Here is a 14,111-nt window from a genome sequence, read left to right on the forward strand (position 1 = left end):
GGCGTTCCGGACGTTCTACTTCCGATTCAGGACCTTGGTGAACATCAGCGTGAGGGAGTCGTCGTTGCGGATGGTTTCCATCGGGGGGACCTGGCGGCCGTCGTAGATGAGGCCTCGGCCGTCGGGGAGGTAGCCGCGGCGGACGTACATGCGCTGGGCGTTGCCGTAGTCGGGGTAGAGGCCGACGCCGATGCCGACGGTGTCGGAGCGGGTGGCGACGCGGGCCTCGGCGGCGTCCATCAGGGCGGAGCCGATGCCTTGGCGGCGGAGCTTGGGGAGGACGTTGAAGTCCTGGATCTCCGGGATGCCGTCGAACGGCTCGTACGGCGACTCCCAGCGGAGCGTGACATAGCCGGCGTACTCGCCGTCGACCCAGGCCACGAGGACGTCGCGCGTACCCTCGCCTTGCTCGACCAGGTACTTCTCGTATTGGGTGACGGGCTTGGGCCAGCCGAGCTCCTCGAAGGCGGCAGCGATCACCGGCGGGTCCTCGGGCTGCAGCGCGCGAATGGCCAGGTCCATGGCTCGCAGCCTAGGTTTCGGGTTCGCGCGAAGTCTTCTGGTTTTCGCGGGAGTAGCGGACACAACCTGGCCGCTACCCCTTCTAGAGTCGAAACATGACCACGAACGAGCGCGACGACATCATCGACTTCCTGAACAAGCACCGGTACTTCCTGCGGAGCGCCGCCGAGGGCCTCACCGATGAGCAGGCGAGTACCCGCAGCACGGTCAGCGAGCTGACCATCGGCGGTCTGATCAAGCACGTGAGCACAGTCGAGCAGCACTGGGCCGACTTCGCTCGGACGGGTACCAGGGAGGACACCCCGACCGAGTACACCGAAGAGGTGCTCGCGGCGTGGGCCGACCAGTTCCGGCTGGTCGACGGGGAGACGCTGGCCGACGTACTGGCGTCGTACGAGAAGATCGCCGCCGCCACCGACGACCTCGTCCGCACCCTCGACCTCAACGCCAGCTACGAACTCCCCGCTGCACCGTGGCAGCCGCCGGGCGTCTTCTGGTCGGTACGCCGGGTCTTCCTGCACATCACCGCGGAGACGGCCCAGCACGCCGGCCACGCGGACATCATCCGCGAGGCCATCGACGGCAAGAAGTCCATGGGCTGACGATCAGGTTCGGTCGTCCGGGGCGATGTAGGTGAAGGTCGGACCGGGCGTCGTACCGTCTTCTTCCTTCAGGGCAAGGAGTTGGAGCATCTCGGCCTTCAGGGCGAACATCGTGCGGGTCGCGTCGCGGATCAGCGCGGGCTCGCCGTTGAAGGCCTGCTCCAGCAGGTAGAGCACCACGCAGTACGTGTTGTCGAACGCCTCCTGCGCCGCGTGGATCTCCGGATCCGCCGAGCGCTGGGGGTTCGGCTGCATCGGGATGACGCCGGCGGGATCGACCACGACCGGGTCGCCGGTGGGACCGGTCTGCGGGGTGTCGCCGCGCTGGTACCGCCGGCCGAGCTTCAACTCCTCGAAGCGGTAGTAGTGCGCGACCTCGTCGCGATCCGGGTGGAAGAAGTCGCGATCGCCGTCCCAGATCCCACCACTCGACGTACCCTCGCCCTGCTCGACGATCTCCTCCAACGCGGCCAGCGCCGACTTGAGATCCGTGACCTCGCCCAGCTTCCCGTCCGTGTGATGGAACGGGCCTGCGGTTACCTGTCGCGCCGGATCACCCGTGAACACCTTGTCCTCGCCGAGTTCGTCGCAGAGGTACAGCAGCCCGGCCTCGATCGCGTCGTAGAACTGGCCGATCGTCTCGTAGTGATCGCCCTCCGCCGGTGCCCCCGGAGCTTCCGGCTTCTCCAGCCGCAAGAACATCTCGAGCGCCTCTGCCCCGAATGGCAGCAGCCGCAACTCCACTTCGCCATGCGGCAACAACCGCGGGTACGGCGGCATCATCTCCGGCGTATCCAACCGCGGTTCGCCACCCACCGCGTTCAGCAGGTTCGCAGCCAGCGAGAGATGAATCATCTCCTCCACGAACACACTGCTGACCACCTCGACCGCATCCTCGTTCACCCCAGGATCCAGCGAGTACAACGCGCACAGGTACGGCGGCAACGTCGCATGCTCCAACTCGACCGCCCACTGCAGATGCTCCCGCAGACTCGCCAAACTCTCGATCCGCCCAGTACCCATGCTCTCCTCGCTCTGTCCGCCTGTGAACAAGAGCAAAGACAGAACACCCCCGCCATCTGTGACAGCGGGGGTGCAGGCCGTCAGACGACGGTGGTCCAGATCTTGGTGCTGTTTTCGTTGCCGACGAAGGGCTTGTTGGCGGCCCAGAGGAGGCCTTGGCGGTTCTCGGGGACGTCGAAGTCGCACATCACCCAGCCGCCGTCAGCGCCGCGGGTGTTGAAGCACTCGCGGTACCAGTCCGACCCGGAGTCGGTGTTGTAGATCGTGCCCGCGGCGGAATCGCCGTTCGCCTTGGTGTCCTTCACCCACACCTTGTCGCCGTACTGACCGAAGCACGCCTTCGCTCCAGTGGTCGAAACACACCAGACCCCGATGCTGCCCTCGGGCGGCGCACCGCTCGGCTTCCCAGTGGCGGCCGAGGCCACGGCCGTCGTACCCACGGAAATCAACACCACCGCTGCCGGAATCCCGAACAACGCACGTACCAGCCTGCTCACGCAGAGCTCCTCACTTCGTGTACTGCCCCCCGTCCTGCAAGATTCAATCACGTCGCGAACCACGGCCCCGCGGCAGGCGTCACCTTGAAGGTGGACAACTCCCGCTACCTGAAAATGGAAGGCGCGGGGTGGCGGAGGGGTGCCAGGATGCGGGGCATGGTTGAGCGTGCGTTGAGCTTCGGGTCGGTTGCCGAGACATACGAACGGTTCCGGCCGGGGTATCCCGTGGAACTGTTCGAGGTGGTGACGGAGTACGCCGGTGGGCCGATTCGGACTGCGCTTGAGATCGGCGCTGGGACCGGCAAGGCGACGCGGCTGTTTGCGCAGGGCGGGATCGCGGTCACCGCGAGTGAGCCGGACGCTGCCATGCTCGCGGAGCTGCGCAAACACCTCCCGGCGACCGTTACGACCGTGCAGTCCACCTTCGAGGACCTGCCGCTGGATTCGTCGTACGGGCTGGTGTATTCGGCCGCTGCCCTCCACTGGACCAACCCGGTCGGCCGCTGGGAACGCATGTCCGCGCTCGTCGAGCCCGGTGGCGTGTTCGCATCCTTCGGTGCGCCCATCCAGTTGGCCGACCCAGACCTCAAAGAGGCCGCACGCGCCGCACGTGCGCCGTACCTGGAGGACGACGGTGTGCCGTCGCCTGACGGCACACCCGCGGAGCTCCCGATGCAGTGGCCGGGCACCGAGCTCCAGCAATCCGAGTGGTTCACCGACGTCCGTCAGTCGGTGGTCGAGCACCGGCTGACGATCAGCGCCCAGGACTACATCGGCCACCTCTCCACGGTGTCGGCCTACCTGATGCTCGAAGCCGACGTACGAGACGAAGTCTTCCGCCGAATCCTCGCCGTCCTCCCCGACACCGTAGAACTAGACGCCCAGATCCACGCCCACCTCGCCCGCCGCCGCTAAACCTCAGCGGGGAACGGGGCGCCGGTCTTGCTGTGGCAGCGGTAGCCGTTGGGGTTCTTGAACAGGTACTGCTGGTGGTAGGACTCGGCGTAGTAGTGGGCGCCTAGGGGGGCGATTTCGGTGGTGATGTCGCCGTAGCCGAGGGGCTTGATGACGGGGGCGTAGAGGTCGCGGGTGCGTTCGGCCTCGGCGCGCTGGGCGTCGGTGGTGTAGTAGATGGCGGAGCGGTACTGGGAGCCGAGGTCGTTGCCCTGGCGCATGCCCTGGGTCGGGTCGTGGGTTTCCCAGAAGACCTTCAGTAGGTCGGTGAAGGTGGTCTTGGTGGGGTCGTAGACGATGCGGACGGCTTCGGTGTGGCCGGTGCCGCCGGTGCAGACCTCTTCGTACGTCGGGTTGGGGGAGTAGCCGCCCGCGTACCCGACTGCGGTGGTGTAGACGCCGGGGAGCTGCCAGAAGATCTCCTCGGTGCCCCAGAAGCAGCCGGTACCGAACCAGACCTCCTCGAACCCCTCAGGGGCCGGTGCGGTCTGCGGTGTGTGCAGGACGATGTTCTCGGCCGGTACGGCGTAACCGGGGGTGGGGCGGCCGGGCAGTGCGGCCTCGGGCTCGACCAGGGCTGTGTTCCGCTTGAAGAACGACATTCTCACGCCTCTCGCAGTTGACTCTCATAGTCTCTCAACGCGGCCACCGGGGCGAACCTTCCCCCGGCCCCTTACGGGAGGATGACGTCACGCGATCATCGCTGGGGTGAAGCCCGGGGTGCTGCGGGAGCCGGTGAGGGACCGGTACGACGCGGCCAGTTGGCGAACGCCGTCTCGCAGTGCGTCTGGCTCCAGCGTGTAGGGGAGGCGGATGAAGGACTCGAGACCGCCGTCGGGGGAGAAGCGGGAGCCGGCCACGAGCAGTACGCCGTTCCGCTGGGCCACCCCGACCAGGGTGGAGCCGACGGGCTCCGGTAGCTCGCACCACAGCGACAGTCCGCCGCCAGGGACCTCGAAACGCCAGTCGGGGAGCTCTGCGGACACAGCCTCCGCCAGCGCGTCTCGGCGTAGCGCCAGCGCAGCGCGGCGCTCTGGGAGCAGGGTGGCGCGGTTGCGCAGCAGGTGGGTGACCACGAGCTGATCGAGCACAGGTGCGCCCAGGTCGAGTGACGCCCGCGCGTCCAGCACCCGGGCGACCAGCGACGACGGGACGCGCATCCAGCCGATCCGCAGCCCGCCCCAGTACGACTTGCTCACCGAGCCGACCGTGATCACGCCCTCCGGGTGGTACGACGCGAACGGCGGGGGCATCTCTTGTCCGTCCAGCCAGAGCTCGCTCAGCGTCTCGTCGATAATCGCGGTCGTCCGGCTGCGGGCGAACGCGATCGCGAGCCGCTGCCGGTCCTCCGCAGCAAGTAACCAACCGGTTGGATTGTGGAAGTCGACCACCATCCAGGCCGCCCGCGGTGCCGTCTGCCGAATGGTTGCCTCCAGCAAAGGCAGGTCCCATCCACCCGGACTCATCGGCGCGGCGACGACCCGGCAGCCGCTCCGCCGGATCGCGTCAACGGAGTTCGGGTGCGTCGGACTCTCGGTCAGCACCCGATCACCGATCTGCAGGAACGCCCGGATCGCGATCGAGGTCGCGGCCAACGCACCGGCGGTGACGATGATCTGGTCCGGCGACGTCGGCAGCCCACGCTCGTCGTACGTGGCCGCGATCTCCGCCCGCAACTCCGGCAACCCCTGCGGGTGATACCCAGGCGTCGCCAGATGCTCCGGCAACCCCGCGGCCGCCGCGGCAACCGCCGTACTGATCCCCGGTACGGCGGCCGGCGCCGCGCAGGTGAAGTCGTACAACCCGTCCGTGTCGATCCCGGGAGCGTGGTGCCGCCCGAGTTCCGGCCCGACCCTGGTCGGCAGCGCGGTCACACTCCCGGATCCACGCCGGCTCACCAGGTAGCCGATGTCCCGCAACTCCCGGTACGCCGACGCGACCGTCGTCCGGCTGACCCCGAGTGCGTCGGTCAGTTCGCGCTCACTCGGCAGCCGCGCGCCGGGCATGATCCGCCCGTCCGCGATCAGCAGGCGGAGCCGTTCCGCAAGGACCCGGTACGCCGGTCCTGCGTCCGCGGACCAGGTTTCGAGCAGACCACTGAGCGTGCTGGCCGGAAGCTGTTGCCCGTTCATGCAGTCCACTATTGCGCAATTGGCTATCGATCACCAGGCCACTTGACCCGCAAACTGGGCAAGTGACCGCCACTTCGACAGCCCCACCCCGTCAGCTCGCCGCGCTCAACCCGATCCAGCAGCTCAAAGCAGGCCACCTTCCCCGCCGCCTCGTCCAGCTGTACGTCGGCCTGTTCCTCTACGGCTCCTCGATGGGCCTGATGATCCAGGGCAGCCTCGGCCTCGACCCGTGGGACGTGCTGCACTCCGGCATCATCAAGCACATCCCGTGGAGCTTCGGGACGGTCGTCATCGTGATGAGCTTCGTCGTGCTGCTGGCCTGGATCCCGCTGCGCCAATGGCCCGGACTCGGCACCGTGAGCAACGCGATCGTGATCGGTCTGGCCACGGACCTGACGCTGGCGACGGTCGACCGGCCGGACGCCCTCTGGGTGCGGATCCTCTTCATGCTCGCCGGGGTGGTCGTTAACGCGCTGGCCGGCGCGCTCTACATCGGCGCCCAGCTCGGTCCCGGTCCGCGGGACGGCCTGATGACCGGACTGGTACGCCGTACCGGTCTGAGCATCCGGCTCGTTCGGACGACGATCGAGATCACCGTTGTCGCGGTCGGCTTCCTGCTCGGTGGGGCGATCGGCATCGGCACCGTGCTCTACGCACTGTCGATCGGCCCGCTGCTGCACTGGATGCTGCCGATCTTCACGGTCCGCCTGAAGCCTCAGCCTCAGCCTCAGCCGACCGACTAGGACTGCGACGGGATCCCGGACCAGGGGGCCCGGGATCCCGCCGCTGCTATCCGACTGGTTCCAGCTCACGCTCTTCGGCGGCAGGCTGCCGGACCTTGAGCTTGCGCGGCCACCAAGCCCACTTGCCGAGCAGTGCGGTCACACTCGGCACCAGGAAGATCGACATCACGAACGCCGAGACCACGATCCCGGCCGCCACCGAGAAGCCCATCTCGGTCAGCAACGCCATCCCGGCCAGCATCAGCGAGGAGAACGTCCCCGCCAGGATCAGCCCGGCCGACGCCACGGACGGCCCGCCGTGCTCGATCGCGAGATCGGCGGCTTCGCGCGGATCGGTACCCCGCTCGGCCTCCTCGCGCAGCCGCGCGATCATCAGGATGTTGTAGTCGGTGCCGATGGCAACGACAAACAGGTACAGCATGATCGGCAGCGAGAACGTCACCCCGGCATGCCCCACCGCGCCCTGGAAGACGAACACCGTCGCCCCGATCGAGCTGAAGAAGCTCAGTACGACGGCCAGCATCAGCACGATCGGTGCGATCAGCGACCGCAGCAGCAGCGCAAGGATGATCGCGATCAGACCGCCGGCCACCGGGAAGATCACCGACAAGTCGCGGGTGTTCGCGGCCCGGATGTCGGTGTAGCTCGACGTCACCCCACCGACCAGCGCGGTCGTCCCGGCCGGACTTTCGTTGTGTGCAACGTCCTTGAGCTTCCCGTCGACCAGATCCAGAGATGCAGTCGCGTACGGCGCTCCGTTCAGTACGACGTTGATCTGGGCAACGGTCTTGTCGGGGTTGAGAACCGCCACGTTGCCTTTCGCATCCGCCGGGAGAATCGCGCCGACTCCCTCCACCTTCGCGAGTTTTCCGGCGTACTGCGTGAGTTCGGCGGGATCCAGCGCCGTACCGTCGGTGCTGCGCACGTAGACCGTGGTGGGGCTGAGCGCGCCGGCCGGGAATCCGGACTGCAGGTCCTTCATGGCGCGAGCGGACTCGGTGCCCTTCGGGAGTTGGCTGAACGCGTCATAGTCGACCTTCATCCCGAGCGTGCCGAGCGCCAGCGCGACCATCACGGCACCGGAGGCCAGGGCGACCAGTGCGGGACGGCGAGCGGTGAAGCGGCCGAGGCGCTTGAAGGTCGCACCCTTCGGCGTGGTCTGCCAGGACTTCGACGGCCAGAACACCTTCGGACCGAGCAGCGACACGACCGCCGGGACCAGAGTGATCGAGGCGAACGCCATCACGCCGACGGCAATCGCGAGCCCCGGGCCGAGGCTCTTGAATCCACCGAACACGGCCAGCAGCAAGGCACTGAAGGCGACGACGATCGCACCGGCGGCGGAGACGATGACCTCGGCGACTCGGCCGGTCGCGTTCGCCAGTGCGGCCTTCGGCTCCTCGCCGGCGCGCAGACGCTCGCGGAAGCGGAAGAGCAAGAACAGGATGTAGTCCGTGCCAACGCCGTACAGGACGACTGTGAGGATGGTTTGCAGGTCCTGGGTCACCTGGAGTCCGGACCACTTGGCAACCAGGGCGATCAGGCCGGGCGCGATACTCGCGACCAGACCGACCGTGAGGATCGGCAGGAATGCCGCCACTGGGCTGCGATAGATGACCAGCAGCAGGCCGACGATCAGCACGATCGTCGCGATTCCGACCACCACAAACGCGTTGTCGAACGCGTCCTTGTTGTCGAGCATCAACGCGGCGTCGCCGGTGACTCCGTACTCGAGGTCGGCGCCGGTCAGCGCCGTACTCGTGGTGTCGCGGATCTTCTGCACCGCGTCCAGCACGGCCTGCTCCTCGGCCAGTCCCTTGAGGCCGATGCTGACGATCTGGACCTGTTTGTTCGGTGAGACCGCCTGCGGCCCGGTGACCACCGCGACGACCCGGTCGATCTTCGCGGCCGTCAGCTTGGTGGCCAGGTCGGTGACCCTGGTCTGGTCGGCCGCGGTCAACTCACCGCCACCGCCGCGTTTGACCACGATGCTCGCGGTCGCGTCGTTCGTCTGCCCGAAGGCGTCGGTGGCCAGCTTCTGCGCCTGGACCGACTCGTACTTGTCCGGTAGCAGGCTGGTCTGGTCCTTGCTGGTGACGTCCGCGAGCGTCGGCGCGAACGCGAGCACGGCCACCGCCGCGACCACCCACGCGGCGATCACCTTCCACGGGTTGCCGACGACGAATCGTCCTAGTTTGTTGAACACCCTGGTACCCCTCCCAGATCCCTACCTGCCGGTCGGTTGGTAGACTACCTGCCGCACGGTAGGTTGGCAAAGGTGAGAGGGTGGGTGACGTGCAGCACGCGAGTGGTTCCCGGGACACCAAGGCGTCGATCCATCGGGCCGCGCTCGACCTGTTCTCGGCTCAGGGGTACGAGAAGACGAGCCTGCGGGAGATCGCCGAGCAGGTCGGCATCACCAAGGCGTCGCTCTACTACCACTACTCGTCCAAGCAGGACCTGCTGCGGGCGATCATCGGCACGTTCGTCGACGACCTGCGCCAGGTGATGGCGCGCACCGACGGGCTCGACTGGTCACCCGAGGCCGAGCGAGAGTTGCTCGGCGCCTACCTCGACGTACTGATCAAGCATCGAGCCACCGGCCCGACCCTGATGCGGGACATCGGCGCAGTACTCGCGGCGATCGACGAGGATCTCGAGGGCCTGATCGCGACCAGCCGCGGGTTTCAGCTCTGGCTCGCAGGGCCGAACCCCACGGTCCCCGACCGGCTCCGCGCGGCCGCCGCGATCGAGGCCCTGAGTGCCGCGCTGTCCGCGAACCTCTCGCCCGGTGAATTCATCGACTCCGAGATTCACGCCACCCTCCTCGATGCGGCCGCCGCGCTCCTGGGACGACGCAACGCCTAACCGTCGAGGTGGGACTTGAGGGCGTTGAGGTTCGAGTCCCAATTGTTGGCGAGCGCTGCGAGGAACTGCTGGGCCAGCTGGATGGGGGCCGAGTGCAGACGGTAGCGGACGCGGCGGCGTTCGCCGGGCTCGGCGATCAGTAGGCCGGCCTCGGAGAGCAAGGCCAGGTGCTTCGCGATCGCCTGGCGGGTGATCGGCAGGCGATCGGCGAGATCGGTCGCCGTCGCCGGCCCACACGCTGCCAGCTCGGCCAGAATCGTCCGCCGGCTCGGATCCGCCAGCGCCACGAAGACCTGCTCGGCGACCGCCTCGCGATCGATGGATTCGTCAGGCTGCATTGAGGTATTCGACCAGTTCGCCGAGTTCGAGCTGCCAGCCCTCCGTGTTCCCGCCGTACGCCTTCGCGTAGGCATCGTCCGCAAGCTGCGCGAACCCCGACTCGACCACGGTCAACCGCGTGCCGCTGTCGGTCGGCTCCAGAGTGAACTCGACATAGGTACGGCGGGGGTCGTCCGCAGGCAGTCCGTAGATGTGCCACGTGTAGCCGAACACCGCCGGCTCCTCGAGCCGCTCGATCCGGAGCTCGGCCTTGTCGCCGGTCTCCCACGTCAGTACGGCGCTTCCACCCGTTTGCAGGTCGACTGTCGCCGACTGTCCGAACCACGTGCCGAGCCCCTCGGCCGTGGTGAGTGCCGCCCACACCTTCGCCGGCGGGTGCCCGAGCTCCATCGTCCGCTCGATCCGATCCGGGAATCCCATCATCGCCTCCAGGTATAGCAACCGATTAGTTGCAATAAAAGTATTGCAACTAATCGGTTGCGTCAAGTGGGGCTACTTACCGAGGTCGGGACCCTTCTCGGGCTGGTTCTGCGGACCGCGGCCGTCCGGCGTCTGCTGCTGCGGGGTGGTGACAGCCCCGGCAGCCGGCGCGTTTCCGGAGAGAGCGGCGTTGAAGATGGCTTGGTCCGTCGCGCTCATCGTCTCGCCGCGGGCGTTCAGTTCGGCGAGCTGCTGGAGCGCCGACTGCTGCTGCTCCTGCGACTGCGCCTGCACATAGGCGAGCACCTGAGCGGACACGGCCGTGATCGCCTGTGCGGACACCTCGGGGCCGCCGGGGGTCGGAGCCGCCTCGTTGTTCAGGCCGGGGTCGTTGAACTCCTTGACCGCGTGGTAACCGGCGGCGGCGCGAGCGGCCGTGTTGCTGACCTTCTCCTGGAACCACCGCGAGGCCCGGCCGGCGAGTGCGGCCGCGCGTTGCCCCGCGTCGACTGCCGCGTCCCGGACGTTGCCCGCGCCCGACACGACCGCGTCCCGCGCGCTGCCCGCACCGGAGACAACTGCCTCCCGGGCGGTGCCCGCACCGGAGACGACTGCGTTTCGGGCAGTACCCGCACCTGAGACGACGGCGTTCCGGGCGGTGCCGGCGCCTGAGACAACTGCGTTTCGGGCGGTGCCGGCGCCGGAGACGACCGCGTCGCGGGTGGCGGTTGCGCGGTTGGAGATGACTTGGCCGGCGGTGTCGAGGCCTTCGCCGACTCGGGTTGCGGCCACCTCGGCCGCGACACCGGCGCGGTCGCGAAGGTCCGCGGCGCGGTCGACGAGATTCGTCCCGGTCCGGCTGGCCCAGTCGGCGGCCTCCCGCCCGTACTGCTGGGTCTGCGAGACCAGCGACTGCGCACCTTCGCTCAGCCTGTGGCTGGTCCGGCGGGTGAACTCGACCGTGCGGTTGACGGCGTCGTAGATCGGCGCCAGCGCCCGGAACACGTTCATCGCGCGGCGCATCGCGAGCTGGTCGGCCTCGTTGAGGCTCTCGAAGTACTCCCGAGCCGAGTTCTGCCCAGTGGCTTCTTGCTGTGGCGTGGTCATGGTCAGGCTCCTAGTCGAGGAAGACTGCGTAGCCGACGTTCACCGTGCGCGTCAGCGGGTCCGGCGTCGGTTGGTCACTGAACAGCTGGATCTGTGCCCCGGGGCGCAGCCAGATGGCAACGTGCCGCCGGGGTCCGAATCCGTTGGGTGTCCGCCTTCGCAGGAAGCGCTGGTCGGAGAAGTCGCCGAGCTCGTCCGGCTCACCCCAGTGCTTGCGGGCGAGGGCGAGGTGGTCCGGCCAGGCCGCATCGATCCCGGCTTCGGCCTCGGCCATGTCCTCCGGCTTCACCTCGTACCCGACCCAGCCGCTGTGCCGGGTGTCGGGGAACACGAGACCGTCGTACGCCACCAGCGTGCTGCCGCGCTTGGTGGTGAACGCCCACGACGACATCGTGGCGTCGATCTCCTCACCTGGCGCGAGCGGAGCCGGCGTCCACCCGGTCGCCGCGGACACGCGCTCCACCAGCGCCCGGACGAGCGCCGGTCCGGCGTCGTCACTGTCCGGCCCGGCCACTGGCGTCCAGTCGGCGATCTCGGCCAGGTCGGCCATGGCCAGGTCGTCGTCGTCGAGCGGCCTGTCCGCTGTCTTCATCCGGTCGTCCTCCTGTGTTTTGTACGCCGGTCAGCGGGTGCCGCGGCCGTTGGGATCGTTCTTCTGCGCGGCGGACTGCCCGGTGCCGCGAGTCGCCTTGTTCGGGTCGGACTGCGCGGTCCTGGCTGCTTGCTCCGCGGTGCTCGCCCCGGCGCCGGTAGTCCCGTCGAAGGCAGCAGCTGCCGCGCGAGTCGCCTCAGCCTTGCGCGCTGCCTCGTTCGGCTGCTGACCAGCCGCCTGGAACGTCGGCGCCTGCACCGGCGGACGCTGCCCCGGCTGCGTCGTCGCCTGCCTGCCCGCCTCCTGGAACACAGGCCGCGCCGTACCGCGCGGACTAGCCTGCGCAGCCGGCTCCCGTACGGCGGGCTGCTGCTCGCCACCCTGCTGCCCGGCGGACTGCACCTCGGGCTGGGCGGTTGTCGGACCCTCAGCAGCTTGGCCGGCGACCTGCTGAGACTCGGCCGCAGGCTGCTGCGGCGCGGCCTCACCCGGCTGCTGGTTCTCGGGCTGCTGTGCTTCCGTCGTCGGCTGCTGGGCTGCCGGTTGCTGCGCGGACGCTTCTGTCGTCGCCTGGGCGGCCGGTTGCTGTGCGGCTGCCTCCGGCTGGCGTTCGCCTGCTGCGGCGCCCACCCAACGCTGAGCCTTCGACCTGTCGGTCGGCACCGCCTCGTGCTGACCGACGTGCTCCTCCGTCACCACTCGCTGAGCCTCCGCCGACTGCACCTCAGCCGTCTGCCCTTCGACAGTCTGGGGCTGAGCGGTCTGCGCTTCGGCCGTCTGCCCGTCCGCGGTCTGGGGCTGAGCAGTCTGGCCCTCCGTCGACTGCGCCTCAGCGGACTGCGCCCCAGCCGACTGCGCCTCAGCCGACTGGGCTGTGGCTGACTCGGCCTCCGGCTGTTGGGCGGCTCTGATTTCGGCTACTTGTTGTTCCAGGACGGCCAGGCGTTCGTTCAGTTGCTGCATCTCGGCGAGTAGTGCTTCCAGCCGGCTGTCGGACTGCTGCACCGGCCCGCGGGCAGCCGCCTCGCGGGACTGGATCATGCCGTTCTGCATCGGCGCTTGCTGCACCGACTCGGGCGCCTGGATGCCGGGTCGGACTTCGAAGTCGCCGGGGGAGCGGAAAGCCTGGATCAAGTTGCGTTGGGCCAGGTGAGCGAGGTCGGAGCGCGTCATCGTGCTGTGGCCGAGCTGCGCGCGGATGGCCGGGTTGATCGTCTTCGCGTCCTTGGCGGTGAGCGCACCGGCCGCCTTGAGGAGCTTGGTGCCGCGCCGGACGTCCTTCCAGCGGGAGTAGGCGTTCGACAGCATGCCGCCGAGCGTCGGGTTCTCGGTGCGGGCCGCCGTCATCCGTCCTTGCGCGGCCTGGCCGAGTGCGCTGAGCTCGGCGCGAGCCTGCTCGTTCTGCGTGCCGGTGATGCCGCGCTGCATCATGGCGCTCAAGTCGGCGGCGGTCAGGTTCGACCGGCCGATGTCCTCCACCAGGCCTCGGTCGAACTGCTTGATGTCGCGATTCTTCAGAGTGGCGGCAGCCTTCACAGCCTTGGTGCCTCGCCTGGCGGCCTTGCGGTCCGCCCTGCTGAGGCGCCCGCCCTCGGGGGTCGTCTGGCTCATCAGCTCTCCTAGTCGAGGTACACGGCGTAGCCGACGCCGACTGCGGTGGTCAGCGGGTCCTTGGTCGGGCGGATGCTGTAGAGCCGCAGCTCGGCGCCCGGACGCATCCACACGGCCAGGTGGCGGTACTCGGCACCGGCGCCGGGCGCCCACTCGTCGTCGAAGTCGGGGTTGCTGTCGTCACTGATGTAGTCGGGCTGACCGAAGTACTTGCTCACCAGAGCGAGGTGGTCCGGCCAGTGCGCATCCAGACCGGCCTCGGCCGCGCCGATGTCGTCCGGTCCGATCTCGTACGCCGACCAGCCGCTGTCCGGGCAGTCCGCGAAGACCAGGCCGTCGAACACGATCAACGTCGTACGGCGGGGTGTGACGAAGCCCCACGAGACCATCTCGTCGCCGATCGTCTCACCGGCCTGTAGCGGCCAGGGCTGCCACGGAGTCCGCGCCATTACCCGGTGGACGAGGGCCCGCACGACCTCGGGGCCGGACTCGTCGCCGTCCGGGCCGGCCAGCACGGTCCAGTCCTGGATCTCGGCGAGATCGGCCAGTGCCAGGTCGTCCTGGTCGAGTGGCCTGTCCTGCGTCTTCATCCCCAGATCCCATCTCTCTGCGTACGGCGTCGATCGCGGCCGGTGACCGTCCAGCGGCCCGTCAACTACTGCCCGCAACGTTAGGCGGCTGTGTGGGTCACGTGCCAGGGG

The 14,111-nt window shown here is 68.4% G+C and carries 16 protein-coding genes; 4 read left to right on the forward strand and 12 right to left on the reverse strand.

Annotation, left to right across the window (positions count from 1 at the left end; genetic code table 11):
* Positions 1–15: 15 nt before the first annotated feature.
* On the reverse strand, positions 16–522 hold the full coding sequence (locus ABD231_RS15625) for a GNAT family N-acetyltransferase (RefSeq protein WP_344151330.1): 507 nt from the start codon (positions 520–522) through the stop codon (positions 16–18).
* 95 nt (positions 523–617) lie between these two features.
* Here ABD231_RS15625 and ABD231_RS15630 point away from each other — a divergent pair, with 95 nt between their 5' ends.
* A complete protein-coding gene (locus tag ABD231_RS15630; protein WP_344151333.1) occupies positions 618–1,124 on the forward strand; it encodes a DinB family protein in 507 nt (168 codons plus the stop codon).
* A gap of 3 nt (positions 1,125–1,127) precedes the next feature.
* Here ABD231_RS15630 and ABD231_RS15635 read toward each other — a convergent pair whose 3' ends face one another.
* Together ABD231_RS15635 and ABD231_RS15640 are read right to left on the reverse strand one after the other, a co-directional pair.
* On the reverse strand, positions 1,128–2,147 hold the full coding sequence (locus ABD231_RS15635; RefSeq protein WP_344151336.1) for a ferritin-like domain-containing protein: 1,020 nt from the start codon (positions 2,145–2,147) through the stop codon (positions 1,128–1,130).
* A gap of 80 nt (positions 2,148–2,227) precedes the next feature.
* The gene (locus ABD231_RS15640; protein ID WP_344151339.1) at positions 2,228–2,644 is read right to left on the reverse strand and encodes a hypothetical protein; all 417 of its coding nucleotides are present in this window, start codon (positions 2,642–2,644) and stop codon (positions 2,228–2,230) included.
* 156 nt (positions 2,645–2,800) lie between these two features.
* Between ABD231_RS15640 and ABD231_RS15645 the strand changes: the two genes are divergently transcribed.
* On the forward strand, positions 2,801–3,559 hold the full coding sequence (locus tag ABD231_RS15645; protein WP_344151342.1) for a class I SAM-dependent methyltransferase: 759 nt from the start codon (positions 2,801–2,803) through the stop codon (positions 3,557–3,559).
* On the opposite strand, the gene msrA is transcribed toward ABD231_RS15645, so the two are convergent.
* Complete coding sequence (msrA, locus tag ABD231_RS15650; RefSeq protein WP_344151345.1) at positions 3,556–4,200, reverse strand: peptide-methionine (S)-S-oxide reductase MsrA; 645 nt, start codon at positions 4,198–4,200, stop codon at positions 3,556–3,558. The two genes, ABD231_RS15645 and msrA, sit on opposite strands and share 4 nt — an antisense overlap.
* An 87-nt stretch (positions 4,201–4,287) precedes the next feature.
* On the reverse strand, positions 4,288–5,730 hold the full coding sequence (gene yczR, locus ABD231_RS15655) for a MocR-like transcription factor YczR (RefSeq protein ID WP_344151348.1): 1,443 nt from the start codon (positions 5,728–5,730) through the stop codon (positions 4,288–4,290).
* Between the two features lie 62 nt (positions 5,731–5,792).
* Between yczR and yczE the strand changes: the two genes are divergently transcribed.
* Positions 5,793–6,473: a membrane protein YczE gene (gene yczE, locus ABD231_RS15660; protein ID WP_344151351.1), complete on the forward strand. Its 681-nt coding sequence runs from the start codon at positions 5,793–5,795 to the stop codon at positions 6,471–6,473.
* Positions 6,474–6,519: 46 nt separating this feature from the next.
* On the opposite strand, the gene ABD231_RS15665 is transcribed toward yczE, so the two are convergent.
* A complete protein-coding gene (locus ABD231_RS15665) occupies positions 6,520–8,679 on the reverse strand; it encodes an MMPL family transporter (RefSeq protein WP_344151354.1) in 2,160 nt (719 codons plus the stop codon).
* Positions 8,680–8,759: 80 nt separating this feature from the next.
* Between ABD231_RS15665 and ABD231_RS15670 the strand changes: the two genes are divergently transcribed.
* On the forward strand, positions 8,760–9,341 hold the full coding sequence (locus tag ABD231_RS15670; protein WP_344151357.1) for a TetR/AcrR family transcriptional regulator: 582 nt from the start codon (positions 8,760–8,762) through the stop codon (positions 9,339–9,341).
* Here the strand turns inward: ABD231_RS15670 and ABD231_RS15675 are convergent.
* From ABD231_RS15675 to ABD231_RS15700, 6 genes are all read right to left on the reverse strand, one after another.
* On the reverse strand, positions 9,338–9,679 hold the full coding sequence (locus tag ABD231_RS15675; protein WP_344151360.1) for an ArsR/SmtB family transcription factor: 342 nt from the start codon (positions 9,677–9,679) through the stop codon (positions 9,338–9,340). The two genes, ABD231_RS15670 and ABD231_RS15675, sit on opposite strands and share 4 nt — an antisense overlap.
* Entirely contained in the window at positions 9,669–10,100 is a 432-nt protein-coding gene (locus ABD231_RS15680) for an SRPBCC domain-containing protein (RefSeq protein WP_344151363.1), read from the reverse strand. The genes ABD231_RS15675 and ABD231_RS15680 overlap by 11 nt, the downstream gene beginning before the upstream one ends.
* A 72-nt stretch (positions 10,101–10,172) precedes the next feature.
* Complete coding sequence (locus ABD231_RS15685) at positions 10,173–11,207, reverse strand: hypothetical protein (protein WP_344151366.1); 1,035 nt, start codon at positions 11,205–11,207, stop codon at positions 10,173–10,175.
* A 10-nt stretch (positions 11,208–11,217) separates the two neighbouring features.
* A complete protein-coding gene (locus ABD231_RS15690; RefSeq protein ID WP_344151369.1) occupies positions 11,218–11,799 on the reverse strand; it encodes a hypothetical protein in 582 nt (193 codons plus the stop codon).
* Between the two features lie 30 nt (positions 11,800–11,829).
* Positions 11,830–13,410: a hypothetical protein gene (locus ABD231_RS15695; protein ID WP_344151372.1), complete on the reverse strand. Its 1,581-nt coding sequence runs from the start codon at positions 13,408–13,410 to the stop codon at positions 11,830–11,832.
* A gap of 8 nt (positions 13,411–13,418) precedes the next feature.
* Positions 13,419–14,000 carry a hypothetical protein gene (locus ABD231_RS15700; protein WP_344151375.1) on the reverse strand — a complete coding sequence of 194 codons (582 nt, stop codon included), beginning with the start codon at positions 13,998–14,000 and terminating at the stop codon, positions 13,419–13,421.
* Positions 14,001–14,111 lie beyond the last annotated feature (111 nt).

The sequence above is a fragment of the Kribbella yunnanensis genome, assembly GCF_039529655.1.
In the GTDB taxonomy this organism is placed as follows: domain Bacteria; phylum Actinomycetota; class Actinomycetes; order Propionibacteriales; family Kribbellaceae; genus Kribbella; species Kribbella yunnanensis.

Bases quoted from the DNA above. Each gene is read 5' to 3' on its own strand.
- ABD231_RS15675 (WP_344151360.1), bottom strand. From the start codon at position 9,679: ATGCAGCCTGACGAATCCATCGATCGCGAGGCGGTCGCCGAGCAGGTC.
- ABD231_RS15690 (WP_344151369.1), bottom strand. From the start codon at position 11,799: ATGAAGACAGCGGACAGGCCGCTCGACGACGACGACCTGGCCATGGCC.
- ABD231_RS15625 (WP_344151330.1), bottom strand. From the start codon at position 522: ATGGACCTGGCCATTCGCGCGCTGCAGCCCGAGGACCCGCCGGTGATC.
- ABD231_RS15645 (WP_344151342.1), top strand. From the start codon at position 2,801: ATGGTTGAGCGTGCGTTGAGCTTCGGGTCGGTTGCCGAGACATACGAA.
- yczR (WP_344151348.1), bottom strand. From the start codon at position 5,730: ATGAACGGGCAACAGCTTCCGGCCAGCACGCTCAGTGGTCTGCTCGAA.
- ABD231_RS15700 (WP_344151375.1), bottom strand. From the start codon at position 14,000: ATGAAGACGCAGGACAGGCCACTCGACCAGGACGACCTGGCACTGGCC.
- ABD231_RS15685 (WP_344151366.1), bottom strand. From the start codon at position 11,207: ATGACCACGCCACAGCAAGAAGCCACTGGGCAGAACTCGGCTCGGGAG.
- ABD231_RS15630 (WP_344151333.1), top strand. From the start codon at position 618: ATGACCACGAACGAGCGCGACGACATCATCGACTTCCTGAACAAGCAC.
- ABD231_RS15680 (WP_344151363.1), bottom strand. From the start codon at position 10,100: ATGGGATTCCCGGATCGGATCGAGCGGACGATGGAGCTCGGGCACCCG.
- ABD231_RS15635 (WP_344151336.1), bottom strand. From the start codon at position 2,147: ATGGGTACTGGGCGGATCGAGAGTTTGGCGAGTCTGCGGGAGCATCTG.
- msrA (WP_344151345.1), bottom strand. From the start codon at position 4,200: ATGTCGTTCTTCAAGCGGAACACAGCCCTGGTCGAGCCCGAGGCCGCA.
- ABD231_RS15695 (WP_344151372.1), bottom strand. From the start codon at position 13,410: ATGAGCCAGACGACCCCCGAGGGCGGGCGCCTCAGCAGGGCGGACCGC.